This window comes from Promicromonospora sukumoe 327MFSha3.1, from assembly GCF_000385135.1.
In the GTDB taxonomy this organism is placed as follows: Bacteria; Actinomycetota; Actinomycetes; order Actinomycetales; family Cellulomonadaceae; genus Promicromonospora; species Promicromonospora sukumoe_B.
In genome coordinates, this window is the sequence record NZ_ARQM01000010.1 from 1,268,528 (window position 1) to 1,290,938 (window position 22,411).

Below are 22,411 nucleotides of genomic sequence, written 5' to 3' on the forward strand. Positions count from 1 at the left end.
ATCCCAGATGAGCGACGTGAAGCTTTCCGACGTCTCCGGCCCGTACTTCGGTCAGTACGGCGGTCGCTTCGTGCCCGAGGCGCTGATCGCAGCGCTGGAGGAGCTGGACACCGAGTTCCGCAAGGCGGCCGACGACCCGCAGTTCGCGGCCGAGCTGCAGCGCCTGCACCGGGAGTACACCGGCCGGCCCAGCCCGCTGACCGAGGTGCCGCGGTTCGCGGCGCACGCGGGCGGCGAGCAGGGCGGCGTGCGCGTGTTCCTCAAGCGCGAGGACCTCAACCACACCGGCTCGCACAAGATCAACAACGTGCTGGGCCAGGCGCTGCTGGTCAAGCGCATGGGCAAGAAGCGCCTCATCGCCGAGACCGGGGCGGGCCAGCACGGCGTCGCCACCGCGACCGCTGCCGCCCTGATGGATCTCGAGTGCGTGATCTACATGGGCGAGGAGGACACCCGGCGCCAGGCGCTGAACGTGGCGCGCATGCGCCTGCTCGGCGCCGAGGTCGTGCCGGTGAAGATCGGCTCGCGGACGCTCAAGGACGCCATCAACGAGGCGCTGCGCGACTGGGTCGCCAACGTCGAGACCACGCACTACCTGCTGGGCACCGTCACGGGACCGCACCCGTTCCCCGAGATGGTGCGCCAGTTCCACCGCATCATCGGCGAGGAGGCGCGCGAGCAGATGCTGGAGCGCACCGGCCGCCTGCCCGACGTCGTCGCGGCGTGCGTCGGCGGCGGGTCCAACGCGCTGGGCATCTTCAACGCGTTCCTCGACGAGAAGAGCGTCGAGCTGCGCGGCTTCGAGGCCGGCGGTGAGGGCATCGAGTCGGGCCGCCACGCGGCGCGGTTCAGCGGCGGCGCGCTGGGCGTGCTGCACGGCGCGCGCTCCTACCTGCTGCAGGACGACGACGGCCAGACCCTGCCGAGCCACTCGGTCTCCGCGGGCCTGGACTACCCGAGCGTCGGGCCCGCGCACGCCTGGCTGCACGACCTGGGCCGGGCCACGTACGAGCCCGTGACGGACGACGAGGCCATGGAGGCGTTCCGCCTGCTGTGCCGCACCGAGGGCATCATCCCGGCCATCGAGTCGGCGCACGCCCTCGCGGGCGCCCTGCGGATCGGCCAGGCCGCCGCGGCCGAGGGGCGCACCGGGCCGGACGGCCAGCCGCTCCTGCTGCTGGTGAACCTGTCGGGCCGCGGGGACAAGGACGTGGCGACGGCCGCGCGCTGGTTCGGGCTGCTGGACGGCGCCGACAACGTGGCCGCGGAAGAGCTCGAGCGGCAGGAGGGCCGGGGATGAGCACGCTGACCGAGCCGGCGACGGGACCGCACACCGGGTCCCGCAGCGCCGACCTGATCACCCGCCTGCGCGAGCAGGAGAACCGGGCCGCCCTGGTGGGCTACCTGCCGGTGGGCTACCCGACGGTCGACCGGTCGATCGAGGCGCTCAAGACCCTCGTCGACCACGGCGTCGACCTGATCGAGCTGGGCATCCCGTACACCGACCCCGTCCTCGACGGCCCGGTGATCCAGGCCGCGGCGCAGGGCGCGCTCGACGCGGGCGCCCGCGTGCGGGACGTGTTCCGCGTGGTGCGGGAGCTCAACGACTACGCGCCGCACGTGCCCGTGCTGGTCATGACGTACTGGAACCCGGTGCTCAAGTACGGCCCGGACGCGTTCGCGCGCGACCTGGCCGCCGCGGGCGGCGCCGGGCTCATCACGCCCGACCTCATCCCGGACGAGGGCGCCGACTGGATCGAGGCCAGCGAGAGGCACGGGCTGGACCGCGTGTTCCTCGTGGCCCCCAGCTCGACGCCCGAGCGGCTGCGGCTCACGGCCGGCCAGTCGCGCGGCTTCGTGTACGCGGCCTCGCTGATGGGCGTCACCGGCGTGCGCAACGAGGTGGGCTCGCGCGCCGAGCAGCTCGTCGCCGACACGCGCGCCGCCGGCGCGCCGAACGTCTGCGTGGGCCTGGGTGTCGCCACGGGGGCGCAGGCCGCCGAGGTCGGCCGCTTCGCCGACGGCGTCATCGTCGGCTCGGCCCTGGTCCGTCCGCTGCTGTCGGACGGCCCGCTGCCGGACGACGAGTGGGCGGTCCGTCTCACGAATCTGGCCGAGGTGACGGAGGACCTCGCGGCCGGGGTACGGTCGGCTCGCGCCTCGGCGCCCGCCGACACCCCCGCCGGTGCGAAGACCACCTCCGGAGAGGCCCTGTGACGCTGCTGACCGCACTGCCGGCCGCTCTGCACGAGCTGCCCGCCGCGCTGTCAGCGTTGCCGCAGGCGCCCGCTCCCTCCCAGATCCCGAGCCCGGGCCAGCACACCTGGTACCTCGGCATCTTCCCGCTGCGCGCCTACGCGCTGGCGATCCTCGCGGGGATCGTGATCGCCGTCTGGATGACCGCCCGGCGCTGGAAGGCGCGCGGGGGCAACCCGGACGACGTCCTGGAGATCGCGTTCTGGGCGGTGCCGTTCGGCATCGTCGGCGGCCGGATCTACCACGTGCTGTCGTCCCCGGAGCGGTACTTCGGCGAGAACTTCTCGGGCGGGGGAGACCCGGTCCAGGCGCTCTACGTCTGGGAGGGCGGCCTCGGCATCTGGGGCGCCGTGGCGCTCGGCGCCGTCGGCGCCTGGATCGGCTGCCGCAGGCAGGGCGTACGGCTGTCGTCGTTCGCCGACGCCGTCGCGCCCGGCCTCCTCGTCGCGCAGGCCGTCGGCCGCCTCGGCAACTGGTTCAACCAGGAGCTGTACGGCCGGCCCACGGAGCTGCCCTGGGGCCTGCACATCGACGCCGAGTACCTGGTACCCAACCCGGCGACGGGCGTGGCGTACCCGGAGGGCACGCTGTTCCACCCGACCTTCCTGTACGAACTCCTGTGGAATCTCCTGATGGCCGGAGTTCTGCTGTTTCTAGACCGTCGGTTCAGGTTGGGTCATGGGCGGGTATTCTGGGCGTACGTCCTGCTCTACACTCTCGGACGGGTCTGGATCGAGATGCTCCGCATCGACGATGCGGAGCAGGTGCTGGGGCTCCGCCTCAACGTCTGGACCTCGATCCTCTTGGGCCTAGCGGCCCTGGTGGTCTCGATCGTGCTGGCTCGCAAGTTCCCCACCAGGGAAGAGTCCGTACGGCTGCGACCTGAGGACGACGAACCACCGGCCGGCCCACGGGCCGAGCCGGAGCCTGACCCAGGAGTCGAAGGGACCGGCGAGGCCGAGGCCGAGCCGGAGGAAGGCAAGACAGCAGCACAGGAGGAGTCCGACGCGGACGCCTCCGTGCGCACCTGAGGGGCACGACCGCCGGGACCACCGGACGACGAGCCCTGAGACCGACCGGGCCGCCGTCGTCCCGGACCACCCGCAAGGACTGCGCTCGGCTGCGGCCGAGTGCCTGTGAGGACCCATGACCAAGCCGTTGCCGACACAGAGGGTTGGGCTGCCGACGCAGACGTTTGAAGGCGGCCTCTACGACCCGGCGGCCGAGCACGACGCGTGCGGCGTCGCCTTCGTGGCGACCCTGCGCGGAACGCCCGGGCGCGACATCGTCGATGCCGGGCTCACCGCCCTGCTGAACCTCGACCACCGCGGCGCGGTGGGGGCGGAGGAGGACAGCGGCGACGGCGCCGGCATCCTCACCCAGATCCCCGACGCGTTCGTCCGCGACGTCGTCGGGGTGGACCTGCCGCCCGCCGGGATGTACGCGATCGGTACGGCGTTCCTGCCGACCGACGAGGCCGAGCGGGACGCCATGGTGGCCCGCGTCGAGGCGCTGGCCGCCGAGGAGAAGCTCGACGTGCTCGCGTGGCGCGACGTGCCGGTGGACGCCGGCATCGTCGGCCCGACGGCGCGCGCCTCCATGCCGGTGTTCCGCCAGATCGTGGTGGCCGACCCGTCGCGCGGCCTGTCCGGCATCGACCTGGACCGCCGCTGCTACCGCCTGCGCAAGCGGGCGGAGAACGAGGTCGGGCTGTACTTCGCCTCGCTCAGCGCCCGCACCCTGACGTACAAGGGCATGCTGACGACGGCGCAGCTCGAGCCGTTCTTCCCCGACCTGTCGGACCCGCGGTACGCCACGGAGCTGGCGCTGGTCCACTCGCGGTTCTCCACCAACACGTTCCCGTCGTGGCCCCTGGCGCAGCCGTTCCGGCTGCTGGCCCACAACGGCGAGATCAACACCGTGCGCGGCAACCGCAACTGGGTCGCTGCGCGCGAGGGCACCATGGAGTCCGACCTGCTCGGCGACCTGGCGCCGCTGCAGCCCGTCTGCTCGCCCGGCGCGAGCGACTCGGCGAGCTTCGACGAGGTGCTGGAGCTGCTGCACCTGTCGGGCCGCTCCCTGCCGCACTCGGTGCTGATGATGGTGCCGGAGGCCTGGGAGAACAACCCCGGGATGGACCCCGCGCTGCGGGCGTTCTACCAGTACAACGCGAACCTCATCGAGCCGTGGGACGGCCCCGCCTCCCTCACGTTCACCGACGGCACCCTGATCGGCGCCGTGCTGGACCGCAACGGCCTGCGCCCCGGGCGCTGGTGGGTCACCGAGGACGGCCTGGTCGTGCTGGCCTCCGAGGCCGGCGTGCTCGACATCGACCCCGCCACCGTGGTGCGCAAGGGCCGCCTGGAGCCCGGCAAGATGTTCCTCGTCGACACCGGCTCCGGCCGCATCGTCGAGGACGAGGAGGTCAAGTCCGGCCTCGCCGCCATGCACCCCTACGGGGACTGGATCCGCGAGCACTCCGTCTACCTCGACGAGCTGCCCGACCGCGAGCACGTGGCGCACAGCCCGGCGTCGGTCCGGCGTCGGCAGCGGGCCTTCGGCTACACCGAGGAAGAGCTCAAGATCATCCTGTCGCCGATGGCGACCACGGCCGGCGAGCCGCTCGGCGCCATGGGCTCCGACACGCCCGTCGCCGTGCTCTCGCAGCGGCCGCGGCTCCTGTTCGACTACTTCACGCAGATGTTCGCGCAGGTGACCAACCCGCCGCTGGACGCGATCCGCGAGGAGCTGGTCACGGCCATCGGCAGTGCCATCGGCCCGGAGCCGAACCTGCTGGCCGACCTGCCGGAGCACGCGCGCAAGCTGGTGCTCGGCTTCCCGGTGCTGGACAACGACCAGCTCGCCAAGGTCGTGCACGTCGAGCGCGACCGGGAGCTGGAGGGCCTGTTCCAGGCCGAGACCATCCAGGGCCTGTACGACGTCTCGGGTGGCGGCGCCGCGCTGCTGGCCCGGCTGGAGGCGATCTTCGCCGACGTCGACCGGTACGTGGAGCAGGGCGCGAGCTTCCTCGTGCTCTCGGACCGCGACGCCAACTCCGAGCTCGCCCCGATCCCGTCGCTGCTGCTGACGAGCGCCGTGCACCACCACCTGGTGCGCAAGCACACCCGCAACCGGGTCTCGCTGGTGGTCGAGGCCGGCGACGTGCGCGAGGTGCACCACGTCGCGCTGCTGATCGGCTACGGCGCGGCCGCGGTGAACCCGTACCTCGCCATGGAGACGGTCGAGGACCTGGCCCGCCGCGGCTACCTGGACGTCACGCCCGAGCAGGCCGTGGCCAACCTCATCAAGGCGCTCGGCAAGGGCGTGCTCAAGGTGATGTCCAAGATGGGCATCTCCACGATCATGTCCTACCGCGGCGCGCAGATCTTCGAGGCCGTGGGCCTGTCCCACGACCTGGTCGAGGACTACTTCACCGGCACCACCTCGCGGCTCGGCGGCATCGGCCTGGACGTCATCGCGGCCGAGGTCGCGGCCCGGCACGCCGAGGCGTACCCGCCGTCCGGCAACAAGAAGCCGGGCGAGCGCCTGACCACCGGCGGCGAGTACCAGTGGCGGCGCGACGGCGAGGACCACCTCTTCGACCCGGAGACGGTGTTCCGGCTGCAGCACGCCACGCGCTCGGGCCGGATGGACATCTTCCGGCAGTACACGCGGCGCGTGGACGAGCAGTCCAACCGCCTCATGACGCTGCGCGGCCTGCTGCGCTTCAGCCCCGACCGCGAGCCGGTGCCGATCGACGAGGTCCAGCCGGTCAGCGAGATCGTCAAGCTGTTCAACACGGGCGCCATGTCCTACGGCTCCATCTCGGCCGAGGCGCACGAGACGCTCGCCGTCGCGATGAACCGCCTCGGCGGCCGCTCCAACACGGGCGAGGGCGGCGAGGACCCGGAGCGCCTGTACGACGACGAGCGTCGCTCGCGCGTCAAGCAGATCGCCTCGGGCCGGTTCGGCGTGACGTCGGAGTACCTGACGCAGGCCACCGACATCCAGCTCAAGCTCGCCCAGGGCGCCAAGCCCGGCGAGGGCGGCCAGCTGCCCGGGAACAAGGTGTACCCGTGGGTCGCCAAGACCCGGCACTCGACGCCCGGCGTCGGCCTCATCTCGCCGCCGCCGCACCACGACATCTACTCGATCGAGGACCTGGCGCAGCTGATCCACGACGCGAAGAACGCGAACCCGTCGGCGCGCGTCCACGTGAAGCTGGTCAGCGAGTTCGGCGTCGGCACGGTCGCGACAGGGGTCTCGAAGGCGCACGCGGACGTCGTGCTCATCTCGGGGCACGACGGCGGCACGGGCGCCTCGCCGCTCACGTCGCTCAAGCACGCCGGCACGCCCTGGGAGATCGGCCTCGCCGAGACCCAGCAGACCCTCGTGCTCAACGACCTGCGCGACCGCATCGTGGTGCAGGTCGACGGCCAGATGAAGACGGGCCGCGACGTGATCGTCGCGGCGCTGCTCGGCGCCGAGGAGTTCGGTTTCGCGACCGCGCCCATGGTGGTCTCGGGCTGCATCATGATGCGCGTCTGCCACCTGGACACCTGTCCCGTCGGCGTGGCCACGCAGAACCCCGAGCTGCGCAGCCGGTTCACCGGCAAGCCGGAGTTCGTCGTGAACTTCTTCGAGTTCATCGCCCAGGAGGTGCGCGAGCACCTCGCGGCGCTGGGCTTCCGGAGCCTCGAGGAGGCCGTCGGCCAGGTGCAGGTGCTCGACACCCGCAAGGCCGTGGACCACTGGAAGGCCCAGGGCCTGGACCTCACCCCGGTGCTGGCCCGTCCGCAGCTCAAGGAGGGCTCGTCCCTGCGCCACACCACGGCGCAGGACCACGGCCTGGCCCGGGCGCTGGACAACCAGCTCATCGCGGCCGCCGGTCCGGCGCTCGAGCGCGGCGAGGCCGTGCAGATCGAGTTGCCGGTGCGCAACGTGAACCGGACGGTCGGCACCATGCTCGGCCACGAGGTGACCAAGCGGTACCGCGGCGCGGGCCTGCCCGACGACACGATCGAGGTGACCCTGACCGGGTCGGCCGGCCAGTCGCTCGGCGCGTTCCTGCCGCGCGGCGTCACGCTGCGCCTGTTCGGCGACGCCAACGACTACGTGGGCAAGGGCCTGTCCGGCGGCCGCGTCGCCGTGCGGCCCGACAAGGCGGCCGTCCTGGGCGGCGCCGACGTCATCGCGGGCAACGTGATCGGCTACGGCGCCACGTCCGGCGAGGTCTTCCTGCGCGGACGCGTGGGGGAGCGGTTCGGCGTGCGCAACTCCGGCGCCACCCTGGTCGCCGAGGGCGTGGGCGACCACGCCTGCGAGTACATGACGGGCGGCACCGTGCTGGTGCTCGGCCCCACGGGCCGCAACGTCGGCGCCGGCATGTCCGGCGGCACCGCGTTCTTCCTGGACCTGCGGGTCTCGCGGGTCAACCAGGTGGCGCTGGAGGCGGGCGAGCTCGCCGTCGGCGTCCTGGACGACGCCGACTGGGAGACCGTGCGCGGCCTGCTGGAGCGGCACCACGCCGAGACCGGGTCGGCCGTCGCGGCCGAGCTGCTCGCGGACCCGGACGCCGCGCGCGGCCGGTTCAGCCGCCTGCTGCCCCCCGGCTGGGCGCGCGTGCGCCTGGCCCTCGCCGAGGCGGAGGCCGCCGGCACCGACATCTCGGGCGCGTCCGAGTGGGACCCGTCCGTGTGGAACCAGATCATGGAGGTGGCTCGTGGCTGACCCCAGAGGATTTCTGAAGGTCCGGGACCGGGAGCTCCCGGCCAACCGTCCGGTCGAGGTGCGCCTGCGGGACTGGAAGGACACGCACGCCCACCGCACGGAGGGGCAGCCGTTCCTCAAGGAGCAGGCCGGGCGCTGCATGGACTGCGGCGTGCCGTTCTGCCACCAGGGCTGCCCGCTCGGCAACCTGATCCCGGAGTGGAACGACCTCGTCTGGCGCGGCCAGTGGGCCGACGCGGTCGACCGCCTGCACGCCACGAACAACTTCCCGGAGTTCACCGGGCGGGTGTGCCCGGCGCCGTGCGAGTCGTCCTGCGTGCTGAGCATCAACCAGCCCTCGGTGACGATCAAGAACGTCGAGGTCTCGATCATCGACGAGGCGTTCGCGCGCGGGCTGGTCACGCCGCACGTCCCGGAGCGCCTCACGGGCTCCACGGTCGCCGTCGTCGGCTCGGGCCCGGCGGGCCTGGCCGCGGCGCAGCAGCTCACGCGGGCCGGGCACACCGTCGTCGTCTACGAGCGGGACGACGCCATCGGCGGCCTGCTGCGCTACGGCATCCCGGACTTCAAGCTGGAGAAGCTGCACATCGACCGCCGCCTGGCGCAGATGGAGGCCGAGGGCACCCGCTTCCGCGCCGGTGTGACGATCGGCGAGGACATCAGCTGGGACGCGCTGCGCCGCCGGTTCGACGCCGTCGTGGTCGCCACGGGCGCCACCGTGCCGCGCGAGCTGCCGGTGGCGGGCCGCGACCTGGCCGGCATCCACTTCGCGATGGACTACCTGACGCCCGCCAACAAGGCGGTCGCCGCCGGCACCCCGGACGCGCTGCCCGAGGGCGCGCCGACGGCGGCCGGCAAGCACGTGGTCATCATCGGCGGCGGCGACACCGGCTCGGACTGCCTCGGCACCGCGCTGCGCCAGGGCGCCGCGAGCGTCACCACGCTCGCGATCGGCAAGAAGCCGCCGGTCGACCGGCCGGCGCACCAGCCGTGGCCCACCGACCCGATCCTGTTCGAGGTCTCGACCTCGCACGAGGAGGGCGGCGAGCGCACGTACCTGGCCTCGACGGTCGAGTTCTTGGCCGACGCCGACGGCAACGTCCGCGCGCTCCAGGTCGCCGAGACCGAATACCTTCCCGACGGCCGTCGGGCGCCGAAGCCGGGCACCGAGCACGAGATCCCCGCGGACCTGGTGCTCGTGGCCATGGGCTTCACCGGCCCCGAGACCGGTGTGCTCGAGGAGCAGACCGGCATCGAGGTCACCGAGCGTGGCCTGGTGGCCCGCGGCGACGACTACGCCGCGAGCCTCCCGGGCGTGTTCGTCGCCGGCGACGCCGGCCGCGGGCAGTCGCTCATCGTGTGGGCCATCGCGGAGGGCCGCGCCGCGGCCGCCGCGGCCGACACCTACCTTCAGGGCAGCACCGAGCTGCCCGCCCCGGTGCGCCCGCGCACGCTCGCTCTGCGGTCGTGACCCGAGAACTTCACCGGGAGTTGTACACCCCCACAGGGCGCACAGGCGCCCACCATGCCTAGGCTGGAGACATGCGCAGAGCCAAGATCGTGTGCACCATCGGACCCGCCACGGAGAGCCCGGAGAAGCTCCGGGAACTCGTAGACGCCGGCATGAACGTGGCGCGGATCAACCGCAGCCACGGCGAGCAGGAGGCGCACGCGGCGGTCTACCGGAACGTGCGAGAGGCCGCCAAGGCGGCAGGAAAGTCGGTCGCCGTACTGGTCGACCTGCAGGGACCCAAGATCCGGCTCGGCCGGTTCGCGGGAGACGAAAAGCATTTCTTGAACAAGGGCGACACCTTCACCATCACGACCGAGGACATCCTCGGCAACCGTGAGATCGTCTCGACCACCCACAAGGGACTCGCGTCGGACGCCCAGGTGGGCGACCCGCTGCTGATCGACGACGGCAAGGTGCGCGTGCGCGTCACCGCCGTCGAGGGCCCCCGGGTCATCACCGAGGTCGAGGTCCCCGGGCCCGTCTCGAACAACAAGGGCATCAACCTGCCCGGCGTCGCCGTGTCGGTGCCGGCCCTGTCCGACAAGGACGAGTCGGACCTGCGCTGGGCGCTGGCCCTGGGTGCCGACTTCATCGCGCTGTCGTTCGTGCGGTCCGCCAAGGACTACGAGGACGTCCGCCGCGTGATGGAGGAGGAGGGCCGCACGGTCCCCGTCATCGCCAAGATCGAGAAGCCGCAGGCCGTGGAGAACCTCGCCGAGGTCATCGCCGCGTTCGACGGCGTCATGGTGGCGCGTGGTGACCTCGCGGTCGAGATGCCGCTGGAGCAGGTGCCGCTGGTGCAGAAGCGCATCGTCGAGATGGCGCGCCGCAACGCCAAGCCGGTCATCGTGGCCACGCAGGTGCTGGAGTCGATGACCACGTCGCCGACGCCGACCCGCGCCGAGGCCTCGGACTGCGCCAACGCGGTGCTCGACGGCGCCGACGCGGTCATGCTGTCCGGCGAGACCTCGGTGGGCGACTACCCGATCATCACGGTGCAGACCATGGCCCGGATCATCGAGGCCACGGAGGAGGCCGGCCGGGAGCGCATCGCGCCGCTCGGCTCGACGCCGCACACGCGTGGTGGCGCCATCACGCGCGCCGCCGCCGAGATCGGCGAGACGCTCGGGGTCAAGTACCTCGTGACGTTCACGCAGTCCGGTGACTCCGCTCGCCGGATGTCCCGCCTGCGCTCGTCGATCCCGCTGCTCGCCTTCACCCCGGAGCAGGACGTCGCCAACACGCTCGCCCTGACGTGGGGCACCAACGAGTACCTGGTGCCGAAGGTCGACACCGTCGACGCGATGGTGGCCCAGGTGGACCTGACCCTGCAGGACCAGGGTCTGGCCGAGAAGGGCGACACGGTCGTGGTGGTCTCGGGCGCGCCGGTCGGCGTGCCGGGCACGACCAACTCGATCCTGGTGCACCGCATCGGCTCGCAGGCGGACGGCCGCAGCCAGGTCTGACCTGACGCCGGCACCCGTCAGACGCCTCCGCAGGTGTCAGACGTACAGGTCACTCCGGTGACCCGTACGTCTGACACGTGCGGGGGCGTCTGACACGTTCGCACCGGCGTGTGCGAGATGTCGCTATTGTTCCGGCGTGACCCGCGCCTCCTTCCCCTGGTCCCGAATCGGCTTCGCCGTCCTCGTCGTGGTCTCGCTCGGCCTCGGCTGGTGGGGCCTGATGCTCGACACGACGCACGTGCCCGGCCGGACCTGGTACGACGTCGTCTACCACGACCTGCAGCTCTTCGTGCTGGGCGCCGACCCGGCCAGCGCGGGGGGCGAGCTGTCCTGGCAGCTCCAGGTCGCGCGGTTCCTCGCGCCCGGCACCGCCGTCTACGCGCTGTTCGAGGCGGCGCGCGCCCTGTTCACCGGGGAGATCCGCCGGTTCAGGGAACGGCGCGCCCGCGGGCACGCGATCGTCGTGGGGCAGACCGACGCCGCCGACACCGTCACCGCCGCCCTCGAGGCGGCCGGACACCGCGTGCTGCGGACCGCCGACGCCGCGGGCCTGGCCGGCGTCGGGCTCACCGGCGCGACCGTGCTGTACGCGTGCGGCGACGACACCACCGAGGCGACCGCGAACGTGCTCACCGTCGCCGAGGCGGAGGCCGCCGTCCGCCGTGCGGGCAGCGGCCCGGAGCGGCTGTACGCCCACGTCAGCGACCCCGACCTGGGCGTCGCGCTGCAGGCGCGGCACCTGAGCTGCGCCGAGCCGGGTGTGGACTTCTTCACGCTCGACGTGATCGCCGCCCAGGCCCTCGCGGTGCGTGAGGTGCGTCGCATCCTGGACGCCCCGGGCGGCCCCGCGCCGGTGACGCACCTCGTGGTGGTCGGCTCGGGCGAGTTCGCCAAGGCGCTCGTGGTGGGCCTGGCCCGGGAGTGGGAGCTGGCCGGCGAGGGCCTTCGGCTGGTGGTCGACCTGACGGCGGACGACGCCGACCACGTGGCCGGCGAGCTGCGGACGCGCTGGTCGCCCGTCGCGCAGCGGATCGAGCTGCGGGCCGTGCCCGTGCTCGGCACGGGCAGCACGGCCGTCCCCGATTCGGTGTACGTGTGCCACGCGTCAGACGGCACCTCGCTGCGGGTGGCGCTCACGGCGACGTCGCTGTGGCACGGCGGGCCGGGCTCGCTCGTGCTCCTGCTGGACGGCCTGGCGGGCCTGACGGGCGCGTTCGGCACCGAGGCGTCGCGCGTGCTCGACAACCTGGACGGCCGCCTGCGCACCGTGACCACGCGCGACCTGCTCGCCGACGTCGAGCGCGTGGAGGCCCGCGCGCACGACGACATGTACGAGCGCATCGCGCGCTCCGTGCACCACGTCTACCTGCGCAACCAGCTCGAGCGCGGCGTCGCCTGGGGCGAGGTCCCCGCGATGGTGCGCTGGGAGGACCTGCCCGACGCCCTGCGGGCCTCCAACCGCGGCTGGGTCGTGGGGCTGCCCGCGCGGCTGGCCCGGATGGGCGCCACGATCGCGCCGCGCGACGGGGCACCCGAGGTCGTGTTCGAGGGTGCCGAGCTGGACCGGCTCGCCGAGGCCGAGCACGAGCTGTGGGAGTCCGTGCGCGTGACCCAGGGCTGGCGCAGCGGCCCCGTGCGGGACGACGACGCCCGCGTGCACCCGATGATCGGCGTGCCGTGGTCCGAGCTGCCCGAGTCGAACCGCGAGAAGGACCGCGACGTGGTGCGCCTGCTGCCCGAGATCCTGGCGGAGTTCGGGCTGGAGGTGGTGCGGTACCAGGAGGCATCGGCAGGCAGGTCGTCGGCGAATCAACCCACTCCGGTCGGCTGAGCCCCACCGCTTCGGCCCGATGAGCGCGTCGAGTCGGGCGACCCCGGAGCGCTTTGACACGCTGATCGTCACGTCGTTCGACTGCCGCCACGGCACTCCCACGACGTCCAGGGCCTTGCTGCACAGGTCCCTGATGTCCGATGACCGGTTCGAGAACTGCCAGCGCGGGTACTCGTAGCGGCGTACCTCCCCACTGCTCAGCATGCGGCGGGTCCAGTTCCTGGTGCGACAGCCGTCCGAGTGAAAAAGCCCTCGCAAGAACCTCGCCGCATGCCTGGCGACGATCTGCTGCTGCCAAGCATCGAGGACGATGTGCCTCGTGTGCTCGCGTCCGGGGTCGTGCTGCGGGAAGAGGCAGGGCCAGTGCTTCCAGGCCGCTGTCGTGACGACGCACCCTGTCTTGTGCCGCGCGTGCGGCCTGGCGTGCGGCTTCACCGCACGGATAAGTTCCTGCAAGCGACCGTTGTTCTCGACGTACCGCTTGTCGTTGTAGATCTGGAGCGAGAAAACGCCGCGCCGGCCCTCGACGAGGTGACCGTCCCCCAGGTACCAGCCGGGCAGCTCGGCGTATGCCGGGTCGTCGAGCGTGCCGCCATGGCAGCGGGGGCATGTCGCCGAGGTGTGGGCCTGGCCCCGGCTCCGGCCACGAACCTGGTACTCGAGCCGCCAGCGCCGGATCGTCTTCACCGAGACACCGTGTCGCGCCGCGTTCTCAGCGTCGGGCAGGCCTCTGTCCGACAGCGCGAGGGCGCTGACGACGAGGTCGTCGGACCGGATGTGGCTCATGTGTCGGATGGTGTCATCGACCACTGACATCAGAGAGCGGGAGATCGAATGTGCCGGGTGTGGGACTCGAACCCACACGCCCTCGCGGGCAGCGCTTTTTGAGAGCGCCGCGTCTGCCTGTTCCGCCAACCCGGCCTTGCGGGACACGAAGTATGTCCCGGCGCACATCGAACCACACCGCGATGCTGGGACCCAAGCCCAGGTGTGCGACGTAGGATGTCCTTCGTGACCGACGAGAACACCGAGAAGCTTTCCCTGGATCTGCCCCCGCTGGTCGATGCCGAGCCGGAGGCAGCTCCCGCACACCCGTCCCGCCGCGCCGTCGTGGCGGAGGACGAGGCCCTGATCCGCATGGACGTGGTGGAGACCCTGCGCGAGGCGGGTTTCGACGTCGTGGGTGAGGCCGGTGACGGCGAGACCGCCGTCAACCTGGCCATCGAGCTCAAGCCCGACGTCGTCGTGATGGACGTCAAGATGCCCGAGCTGGACGGCATCTCGGCCGCCGAGCGCATCGGCAAGGCCCACGCCGCGCCTGTGGTCCTGCTCACGGCGTTCTCGCAGACGGAGCTCGTCGAGCGCGCCCGCGACGCCGGCGCCATGGCCTACGTGGTCAAGCCCTTCACCCCGGCCGACCTGCTGCCCGCCGTCGAGATCGCGATCTCGCGGTACTCGCAGATCGGCGCGCTGGAGGCCGAGGTCGCGGACCTGACCGAGCGCTTCGAGACCCGCAAGCGCGTGGACCGGGCCAAGGGCCTGCTCATGACCAAGATGGGCCTGTCGGAGCCGGAGTCGTTCCGCTGGATCCAGAAGACGTCGATGGACCGCCGCCTCACCATGCGCGAGGTCGCCGACGCCGTCATCGAGCAGGTCGGCGCCTGAGCCGAGCCTGCTGACGCCCGTTCCGGGGGCACCGTCCGGAGCGGGTGAAATTTGAGGCCGCATGTTCTCTGCCGGCCCGGGCAGTACTAGTGTCTGCGCGGGGCCGGAGGTGAACTCCGGTCACCGGACACCCGGGAGGAGACAAGCGTGCGCACTGTGCTCGACATACACCTGGCGCGGGAGGCCGACCTGCCTGCCGTCGCGGCGTTGGCCACGGCCGCGCGCGACGACTCGCCCACCGGGGCCCAGCTCGGCGCCCAGGAGCTCGACCGGCTGCTGGAGCACCTGAGCGTGCTCATCGCGGCCGGCGGCCACGTGCTGGTCGCGGAGCAGGACGGCCGCGTCGTCGGTGTCGTCCTCGGCCGGGTCGTGGCGGCCTACCTCTTCGCGGAGCGCGCCAGCCTGTACCTCGACATGCTGTTCGTCTCGCCGCAGGCGCGCCGGCACGGCGTCGGGCACGCCCTGCTGCGCGCGGCCGCCGACCTCGCGGCCGAGCACGACTGCCACGACATCTACTCCGCGCCCGTCCCGGGCAACCGGGGCGTCCAGCGGTTCCTCGCCCGGCTCGGGTTCGCCCCGGCAGCGGGACACCGCGTGGCGTCCGTCGCGGCGCTGCAGCGCCGCCTGGCGGAGACCCCGGTTCGGGACGGCGGCCACGGCCGCCGGTTCGCGCCCCGCGGCGGCATCGAGGACCTCATCGCGCGGCGCCGGCGGGCCCGCTCCGTCATGGAGTCCGGGCCCATCGACATGCGGTCGGTGGGTGGCGGCGCCCCCTCGCGCCGCCACCACCAGGCCAAGGCGGGCTGAGCCCGCCCCCTGTGGTCCGTCAGGAGAGGATCATGCAGGTCAGGCGCGCCGTGCACACCCGCTTGCCGGCCTCGTCGGTGATCACGATCTCGTAGGACGCCGTCGAGCGGCCCAGGTGGATCGCCGTCGCCGTGCCCGTCACGTACCCGTCCCGTGCGCCGCGGTGGTGCGTGGCGCTCACCTCGATGCCGACCGTCTTCTTGCCCGGGCCGGCGTGCGCCTGCGCGGCGAGCGAGCCGAGCGTCTCGGCGAGCACCACCGACGCGCCGCCGTGCAGCAGGCCCGCGGGCTGGGTGTTGCCCTTCACCGGGATGCGGCCCACGGCCCGGTCGGGTGCGAGCTCCAGCAGCTCCATCTCCATGCGCTCGAAGAGAGTGCCCGCGGTCTCCGTGCCGGCGTACATGGCCTTCCAGTCGATCTCGGCCCCGGAACCAGGGCTGGAGGGCGTCGCGGAAGCGCTCGTGTCAGTCATGCGAGCTATGTTGTCAGGCGTGACCTCCACCGCGCCAAGTCGTACTCCGGGTACGCCGTCCTCAGGCCGCCCCCGTCTCCTGCTGATCGACGGCCATTCCATGGCCTATCGGGCTTTCTACGCGCTGCCCGACACCCTCGCGACCAGCTCAGGACAGATCACCAACGCCGTCTACGGCTTCACGTCGATGCTGACGAACCTGCTCCGCGACGAGCAGCCCACCCACATGGCGGTCGCGTTCGACGCCGGCCGGGTCACGTTCCGCACGGAGCGGTTCCCCGAGTACAAGGGCACGCGCGACGCCACGCCGGACGCGTTCAAGGGCCAGGTTCCGCTGATCAAGGAGGTGCTCGACACCCTCCGGATCAACTTCATCGAGCTCGCCGGCATCGAGGCCGACGACATCCTGGCGACCCTGTCCACGCAGGCCAAGGCCGCGGGCATGGAGGTGCTGGTCTGCTCCGGTGACCGCGACACCCTGCAGCTCGTCAACGGCGACGTCACCGTCCTGTACCCCAAGAAGGGCGTCTCCGAGCTGGCCCGGATGGACCCCGAGGCGGTCGAGGCCAAGTACGGCGTGCCGCCCGAGCGCTACCCGGACCTCGCCGCGCTCGTCGGCGAGACCAGCGACAACCTGCCGGGCGTGCCCGGCGTCGGCCCCAAGACCGCGGCCAAGTGGATCACCGCGCACGGCGGCCTCGCCGCCCTGCTCGACGCCGCCGACGAGGTCAAGGGCAAGGCGGGCGAGAACCTGCGCACCCACATCGAGCAGGTGCGGGTCAACCGCGAGCTCAACGCCCTGCTGACCGACGTCGAGCTGCCCCTGGGCGTGGCCGACCTGGCGCTGGCGGGCTTCGACCGCGAGGCCGTGCACCTCGTCTCCGACACCCTGCAGTTCGGCCAGCTCCGCGACCGGCTGCTGGCCGTCGACCCGGCGGGCGTGGCCGACGAGGAGACCCCGGCCGGCGACGCCGTCGAGCTGGACCTGGCCGACGTCGCCCCGGGCGCCCTCGGCGCGTGGCTCGCCGCCCGCACCGGGCGCGTGGGCGTGGAGGTGTCCGGCAAGACCGCGCTCGGCGGGGGCGGCGACGCCTGGGCCGTCGCGGTCGCGCAGCCCGGCGGCGAGGCCGCCTACGTCGACCTCACCCAGCTCGGGCCCGACGACGAGAAAGCGCTCGCGGCCTGGCTCGCCGACGCCGACGCGCCCAAGGTGCTGCACGGGGCCAAGGCCGCCGCGCACATGCTCGCCACGCGCGGCCTGGAGCTCGACGGCGTCGTCTTCGACACGGAGCTGGCCGCCTACCTCTGCTACCCCGACCAGCGCGGCTACGACCTGGGCGACCTCGCGGTGCGGCACCTGGGCCGCGAGCTCAAGGTGGCGGAGCCCGAGGGTGCGCAGGGCGCGCTGGACCTGTCGCTGGAGGGCGACGCCGAGGGCCAGGCGGAGGCCGTGCGCGCGCAGGGCGTCGCCGACCTGGCGACGGCGCTGGAGGGCGAGCTCGCCGACCGCGACGCCACGCACCTTCTGGACGACGTCGAGCTGCCGCTCTCCGGCGTGCTCGCCCGCATGGAGCGCATCGGCATCGCCGCCGACACCGAGTACCTGACCGGCCTGGAGAAGCAGTTCGCCCAGGGGGTGGCCGACGCCGCGGCGGACGCCTACGCCGTGATCGACCGCGAGGTGAACCTCGGCAGCCCCAAGCAGCTGCAGGAGGTCCTCTTCGACCAGCTCGGCATGCCCAAGACCAAGAAGATCAAGACGGGCTACACCACCGACGCGGCCAGCCTGCAGGACCTGTTCGTCAAGACGGAGCACCCGTTCCTGGCGCACCTGCTGGCGCACCGCGACGTCTCCCGCCTGCGGGTCACGGTCGAGGGGCTGCTCAAGTCCGTGGCTCCCGACGGCCGCATCCACACCACGTTCCAGCAGACCATCGCCGCCACGGGCCGCCTGAGCTCGACCGACCCGAACCTGCAGAACATCCCGATCCGCACGGAGGCCGGCCGGCAGATCCGCCGGGCGTTCCGCGTGGGCGAGGGCTACGAGTCCCTGCTGACCGCGGACTACAGCCAGATCGAGATGCGGATCATGGCGCACCTGTCGGGCGACGAGGGCCTGATCGAGGCGTTCAACTCGGGGGAGGACCTGCACCGGTACGTGGGCTCGCGCGTGTTCGAGGTCGAGCCCGCCGACGTGACGCCCGAGATGCGCTCCAAGATCAAGGCGATGTCGTACGGCCTGGCCTACGGGCTCAGCGCCTTCGGCCTGTCGCAGCAGCTCAACATCGCCACGGGCGAGGCGCAGACGCTGATGGACGACTACTTCGAGCGGTTCGGCGGCGTGCGCGACTACCTGTCGGGCGTGGTCGAGGAGGCGCGGGCCACGGGCTATACCGCCACGATCCTCGGCCGGCGCCGCTACCTGCCCGACCTGACGAGCGACAACCGGCAGCGCCGGCAGATGGCCGAGCGCATGGCGCTGAACGCCCCCATCCAGGGCAGTGCCGCCGACATCATCAAGCTCGCGATGCTGCGCGTGCAGAAGGCGCTCGACGAGCGGGAGCTCTCCTCCCGCCTGCTGCTCCAGGTGCACGACGAGCTCGTGCTCGAGGTCTTCCCCGGCGAGCGGGAGACCGCGGAGGAGGTGCTCCGCAGCGAGATGGGCGCGGCCTACGAGCTCACGGTCCCGCTGGACGTCTCGGTGGGCACGGGCGCGACCTGGCACGAGGCGGGCCACTGAGTTCCGGTCACCAGGTCTCGACAGGCTCGACCACCGACCGGGCAGGCTCGACCACCGACCGGGCAGGCTCGAACGCCGGCCCCGGTGGTCGAGCCTGTCGAGACCTCAGTCCGTGCGCGTGACGAAGATCGCCGTGCCCGGGAGGTAGCGGCCCCGTTCCGGGCCCCAGCCGCCCCAGACCTGGTCGTTCCACTCCGGCCACTCCGGCTCGACCAGGTCGGTCAGCCGGAGGCCCGCGGCCACGACGTCGCGCACGTGGTCGCCGACCGTGCGGTGGTACTCCGCGTACAGGACCCGGCCGGCGGCGTCGGCCTCGACGTAGGGGCGCCGGTCGAAGTAGGAGCGGTTGGCCGTCAGGCCGTGCCGCGTCGGGTCGTCGGGGAACGCCCACCGCAGCGGGTGGGTCACGGAGAACACCCAGCGGCCGCCGGGCCGCAGCACGCGGGCGGCCTCGCGGTGCACCCGCACGGCGTCGGCCACGAAGGGCAGCGCGCCGAACGACGTGAAGACGACGTCGAAGGAGCCGTCCGCGAAGGGCAGGGCCCGCGCGTCGGTCTGCACCCGCGGCACGACGACGCCGGTCGCGGCGTCCAGGCGCGCCGCCCCCGCCAGCATCCCCGCCGAGAGGTCGGTCGCGACCGCCCGCGCGCCGCGCGACGCCAGCCAGCGTGAGCAGTGCGCGGCCCCGGCGCCGATCTCCAGCACGTCGCGCCCGGCGACGTCGCCCAGCAGGCCGGCCTCCGCCTCGGTCAGACCCTCGGGTCCCCAGCGGAACCCGGCGTCGCCGAGGAAGTCGCGGTGCTCGTCGAGGTACTCGGCCGCGTTGGCGTCCCACCAGCCCCGGGCGGCCCGGCCGCCGTCGTCGGACACGTCGCGGTAGCCGAAGGACACGGGCTCGTCGGTGCTCACGGGCCCATCATCCCCGCTCGCACGGCGGGGTGAAGCCCCGGCCAATTACCACATACACAGCGGTAACAAAAGGGTCACGATTGGATTGCAGGTGCCGGAGCGAAATACGGAAGCAACGAAAGGGCTCCTAAGGTCAGCCCCAAAGTCTGCGCCCCGTCGCGTCCGAACCCGGATGCGCCGGAGCGCCCGAGGAAGGAGAGTGCCATGCGTCGACGCGCTACGCGCCTCGCGGGCGGCGTCACCTTGGTGACCGCGGCCGCAGTCGCGCTGAGTGGTTGTGTCGCCAGCGAGCGGGACGCCGAGGGCAGCGGCGAGGGAAGCGGCAAGGACACGTTCGTGTTCGCCGCCTCCGCCGACCCGGGCTCGCTCGACCCCGCGTTCGCCAGTGACGGCGAGTCGTTCCGGGTCGCACGCCAGATCTTCGAGGGCCTCGTCGGGGTCGAGCCGGGCACGGCCGACCCCGCCCCGCTGCTGGCGGAGAGCTGGGACATCAGCGACGACGGTCTCGAGTACACCTTCCACCTCAAGGAAGGCGTCAAGTTCCAGGACGACACCGACTTCGACGCCGAGGCCGTGTGCTTCAACTTCGACCGGTGGGCCAACTGGACGGGCCTGGCCGCGTCCGAGTCGCTGTCCTACTACTACACGCACGTGTTCGGTGGGCAGGGCGAGAACGGCAAGTACGACTCGTGCGCGGCGTCCGACGCCGCGACCGCGGTCGTCAAGCTGAAGAGCCCGCTGCCCGAGCTGGTCCCGGCGCTCTCGCTGCCGTCGTTCTCCATGCAGTCGCCGACGGCGCTCGAGGAGTTCAAGGCGGACGAGGTCGGCGGCGCCGAGGACGCTCCCGAGCTGTCCGAGTACGCCACCGGTCACCCGGTCGGCACCGGCCCGTACGAGTTCGGCGAGTGGAAGGCCGGCGAGTCGGTCACCCTCAAGGCCTTCGACGGCTACTGGGGCGAGTTCGGCGACGTCAAGAACATCGTCTTCACGGTGATCTCCGAGGGCACCGCGCGCCGCCAGGCGCTCGAGGCCGGTGACATCGACGGCTACGACCTGGTCGCGCCCGCCGACGTCGACGCGCTCAAGGACGGTGGCTACCAGGTCCTGAACCGCGACCCGTTCAACATCCTGTACCTGGGCATGAACCAGAAGCAGAAGCCGTTCGACGACCCGAAGGTGCGTCAGGCGATCGCCCACGCGATCGACAAGGAGGCGCTGGTCGCCGCCGCGCTGCCCGAGGGCACCGAGGTCGCCACGCAGTTCGTCCCCTCCACCGTCTCGGGCTACAGCGACGACGTCGCCACGTACGAGTTCGACCAGGAGAAGGCCAAGGAGCTCCTCAAGGAGGCCGGCCAGGAGAACCTCGAGCTCGAGTTCAACTACCCGACCGACGTCTCCCGGCCGTACATGCCGGACGCCGCGGCCATCTACGAGGCCATCTCGGCCGACCTCGAGGAGGTCGGCATCACGGTCAAGGCGACGCCGGAGCCGTGGAGCCCCACCTACCTCGACACCATCCAGGGCAGCGACAAGCACGGGCTGCACCTGCTCGGCTGGACGGGTGACTACAACGACACCTACAACTTCATCGGTACCTTCTTCGGCTCGGAGTCGGCGGAGTGGGGCTTCGACGACGAGGCGCTCTTCAAGAGCCTCGGCGACGCCCGCTACGCGCCGGTCGACCAGCAGGAGGCCCAGTACAAGGCCGCGAACGAGGCCGTGATGGAGTTCCTGCCGGGCGTGCCGCTGGCCAGCCCCGTGCCGTCGCTCGCGTTCACCGAGCAGGTCCAGGGCTACCCGGTCTCGCCGGTGCAGGACGAGGTCTACAACGTCATCACGTTCACGGAGTAAGTGACCGGGATGACATACCTAGGGCGCATCACGCCTTAGGGTGAATTGCTCAGGTCGGGGCGCGGCGCCTGCCGCGCCCCGACCGCTGTCCGTGACATTCGAGTTACCCCACGAGGGATACGTATGCTCCGCCTCATCGTGCAGCGGCTGCTGCTCCTGATACCGCTGCTGCTAGGGCTGTCGGTGCTGTTGTTCGCGTGGGTCCGGGCGCTGCCCGGTGGCCCCGCGACCGCCCTGCTGGGCGAGCGGGCCACACCAGAGGCCGTCGCTCGCATCAACACCCTGTACGGGTTCGACCAGCCCGTCCACGTGCAGTACTTCAAGTACCTCGGCCGCCTGCTGCAGGGAGACTTCGGCGTCTCCACGCGGACCGGCCGCCCGGTGCTCGACGAGTTCCTGACCCGGTTCCCGGCGACGATCGAGCTGACGATCGTGGCCCTGATCATCGCGATCGGCATCGGCATCCCGCTGGGCTACATCGCGGCGCGCCGCGCGGGCTCGTTCATCGACCACTCGTCGGTCGTCGTCTCGCTGATCGGCGTGACGGTGCCGGTGTTCTTCCTCGCGTTCATCCTCAAGTACGTCTTCGCCGTGGAGCTGGGCTGGTTCCCGTCCACGGGCAGGCAGGACCCGACGATGATCGCGACGCACCCGACGAACTTCTACGTGCTGGACGGACTGCTCACCGGTGAGTGGGACGCCGCATGGGACGCGCTGGTGCACCTGATCCTGCCGGGCATCGCGCTCGGCACCATCCCGCTGGCGATCGTGGCGCGGATGACGCGTGCCGCCGTGTCCGAGGTGCAGAACGCCGACTACGTGCGCACCGCCCGGGCCAAGGGCATCCGGGCCTCCCGCCTGCGCGGCGAGCACATCCTGCGCAACTCGATGCTCCCGGTGCTCACGACCATCGGCCTGCAGGTCGGCCTGCTGCTGTCGGGCGCGGTGCTGACCGAGACCGTCTTCGCGTTCAGCGGCATCGGCTCGTTCCTCGCCGAGGCCGTGTTCAACGCCGACTACCCCGTCATGCAGGGCTTCGTCCTGATGATCGCCATCGTGTACGCCCTCGTGAACCTGTTCGTCGACGTGTCGTACGGGCTGATCGACCCCCGGCTGAGGAGGCAGCAGTGAGTGCCAACGAGCTTCCAGTGACCGACGGCGCGGCGGCCGA

Annotated in this window: 15 protein-coding genes and 1 tRNA gene; 13 read left to right on the plus strand and 3 right to left on the minus strand. The window is 71.9% G+C overall.

Features of this window, described 5'->3' with window-relative positions; translation table 11 throughout:
* The first annotated feature begins 7 nt into the window (after window positions 1-7).
* The 8 genes from trpB to H291_RS33725 all read left to right on the plus strand — a co-directional run bounded on the left by trpB (window position 8) and on the right by H291_RS33725 (window position 13,609).
* Window positions 8-1,300, plus strand: coding sequence for a tryptophan synthase subunit beta (gene trpB / locus H291_RS0109435; RefSeq protein WP_020014743.1), 1,293 nt, complete (start codon window positions 8-10; stop codon window positions 1,298-1,300).
* The gene (trpA, locus tag H291_RS0109440) at window positions 1,297-2,217 is read left to right on the plus strand and encodes a tryptophan synthase subunit alpha (protein WP_020014744.1); all 921 of its coding nucleotides are present in this window, start codon (window positions 1,297-1,299) and stop codon (window positions 2,215-2,217) included. The genes trpB and trpA overlap by 4 nt, the downstream gene beginning before the upstream one ends.
* The gene (gene lgt / locus H291_RS0109445) at window positions 2,214-3,287 is read left to right on the plus strand and encodes a prolipoprotein diacylglyceryl transferase (RefSeq protein ID WP_020014745.1); all 1,074 of its coding nucleotides are present in this window, start codon (window positions 2,214-2,216) and stop codon (window positions 3,285-3,287) included. Before trpA ends, lgt begins: the two co-directional genes overlap by 4 nt.
* 115 nt (window positions 3,288-3,402) lie before the next feature.
* Window positions 3,403-7,986, plus strand: coding sequence for a glutamate synthase large subunit (gene gltB / locus H291_RS0109450; RefSeq protein WP_020014746.1), 4,584 nt, complete (start codon window positions 3,403-3,405; stop codon window positions 7,984-7,986).
* On the plus strand, window positions 7,979-9,457 hold the full coding sequence (locus H291_RS0109455) for a glutamate synthase subunit beta (protein ID WP_026365578.1): 1,479 nt from the start codon (window positions 7,979-7,981) through the stop codon (window positions 9,455-9,457). Before gltB ends, H291_RS0109455 begins: the two co-directional genes overlap by 8 nt.
* 71 nt (window positions 9,458-9,528) lie before the next feature.
* Window positions 9,529-10,965, plus strand: coding sequence for a pyruvate kinase (gene pyk / locus H291_RS0109460; protein WP_020014748.1), 1,437 nt, complete (start codon window positions 9,529-9,531; stop codon window positions 10,963-10,965).
* A gap of 136 nt (window positions 10,966-11,101) precedes the next feature.
* Window positions 11,102-12,796: a RyR domain-containing protein gene (locus H291_RS0109465; protein WP_020014749.1), complete on the plus strand. Its 1,695-nt coding sequence runs from the start codon at window positions 11,102-11,104 to the stop codon at window positions 12,794-12,796.
* Between the two features lie 270 nt (window positions 12,797-13,066).
* Window positions 13,067-13,609, plus strand: a complete 543-nt coding sequence (locus H291_RS33725; protein WP_157236792.1) for a hypothetical protein — start codon at window positions 13,067-13,069, stop codon at window positions 13,607-13,609.
* A 24-nt stretch (window positions 13,610-13,633) separates the two neighbouring features.
* On the opposite strand, the gene H291_RS0109475 is transcribed toward H291_RS33725, so the two are convergent.
* A tRNA-Leu gene (locus H291_RS0109475) sits at window positions 13,634-13,717 on the minus strand.
* A gap of 81 nt (window positions 13,718-13,798) precedes the next feature.
* On the opposite strand from H291_RS0109475, the gene H291_RS0109480 reads away from it, so the two are divergent.
* Together H291_RS0109480 and H291_RS29360 are read left to right on the plus strand one after the other, a co-directional pair.
* Window positions 13,799-14,461, plus strand: a complete 663-nt coding sequence (locus H291_RS0109480) for an ANTAR domain-containing response regulator (RefSeq protein ID WP_020014751.1) — start codon at window positions 13,799-13,801, stop codon at window positions 14,459-14,461.
* 147 nt (window positions 14,462-14,608) lie between these two features.
* Complete coding sequence (locus H291_RS29360) at window positions 14,609-15,268, plus strand: GNAT family N-acetyltransferase (RefSeq protein WP_198012438.1); 660 nt, start codon at window positions 14,609-14,611, stop codon at window positions 15,266-15,268.
* 19 nt (window positions 15,269-15,287) lie between these two features.
* Here H291_RS29360 and H291_RS0109490 read toward each other — a convergent pair whose 3' ends face one another.
* Window positions 15,288-15,671: a PaaI family thioesterase gene (locus H291_RS0109490; RefSeq protein WP_020014753.1), complete on the minus strand. Its 384-nt coding sequence runs from the start codon at window positions 15,669-15,671 to the stop codon at window positions 15,288-15,290.
* A gap of 76 nt (window positions 15,672-15,747) precedes the next feature.
* On the opposite strand from H291_RS0109490, the gene polA reads away from it, so the two are divergent.
* Window positions 15,748-18,480: a DNA polymerase I gene (polA, locus tag H291_RS0109495; RefSeq protein ID WP_420038572.1), complete on the plus strand. Its 2,733-nt coding sequence runs from the start codon at window positions 15,748-15,750 to the stop codon at window positions 18,478-18,480.
* A gap of 105 nt (window positions 18,481-18,585) precedes the next feature.
* On the opposite strand, the gene H291_RS0109500 is transcribed toward polA, so the two are convergent.
* Entirely contained in the window at window positions 18,586-19,389 is an 804-nt protein-coding gene (locus H291_RS0109500) for a class I SAM-dependent methyltransferase (RefSeq protein WP_020014755.1), read from the minus strand.
* 204 nt (window positions 19,390-19,593) lie between these two features.
* Here H291_RS0109500 and H291_RS0109505 point away from each other — a divergent pair, with 204 nt between their 5' ends.
* Together H291_RS0109505 and H291_RS34495 are read left to right on the plus strand one after the other, a co-directional pair.
* Window positions 19,594-21,240, plus strand: a complete 1,647-nt coding sequence (locus H291_RS0109505) for an ABC transporter substrate-binding protein (protein ID WP_026365580.1) — start codon at window positions 19,594-19,596, stop codon at window positions 21,238-21,240.
* Window positions 21,241-21,363: 123 nt separating this feature from the next.
* Complete coding sequence (locus H291_RS34495) at window positions 21,364-22,371, plus strand: ABC transporter permease (protein WP_020014757.1); 1,008 nt, start codon at window positions 21,364-21,366, stop codon at window positions 22,369-22,371.
* Window positions 22,372-22,411: the final 40 nt, after the last annotated feature.

Coding starts and splice junctions, on each gene's coding strand:
- trpB (WP_020014743.1), top strand. CDS start 8: ATGAGCGACGTGAAGCTTTCCGACGTCTCCGGCCCGTACTTCGGTCAG.
- trpA (WP_020014744.1), top strand. CDS start 1,297: ATGAGCACGCTGACCGAGCCGGCGACGGGACCGCACACCGGGTCCCGC.
- gltB (WP_020014746.1), top strand. CDS start 3,403: ATGACCAAGCCGTTGCCGACACAGAGGGTTGGGCTGCCGACGCAGACG.
- pyk (WP_020014748.1), top strand. CDS start 9,529: ATGCGCAGAGCCAAGATCGTGTGCACCATCGGACCCGCCACGGAGAGC.
- H291_RS33725 (WP_157236792.1), top strand. CDS start 13,067: ATGCCTGGCGACGATCTGCTGCTGCCAAGCATCGAGGACGATGTGCCT.
- H291_RS0109480 (WP_020014751.1), top strand. CDS start 13,799: ATGTCCTTCGTGACCGACGAGAACACCGAGAAGCTTTCCCTGGATCTG.
- H291_RS0109490 (WP_020014753.1), bottom strand. CDS start 15,671: ATGTACGCCGGCACGGAGACCGCGGGCACTCTCTTCGAGCGCATGGAG.
- polA (WP_420038572.1), top strand. CDS start 15,748: ATGTTGTCAGGCGTGACCTCCACCGCGCCAAGTCGTACTCCGGGTACG.
- H291_RS0109505 (WP_026365580.1), top strand. CDS start 19,594: ATGCGTCGACGCGCTACGCGCCTCGCGGGCGGCGTCACCTTGGTGACC.
- H291_RS34495 (WP_020014757.1), top strand. CDS start 21,364: ATGCTCCGCCTCATCGTGCAGCGGCTGCTGCTCCTGATACCGCTGCTG.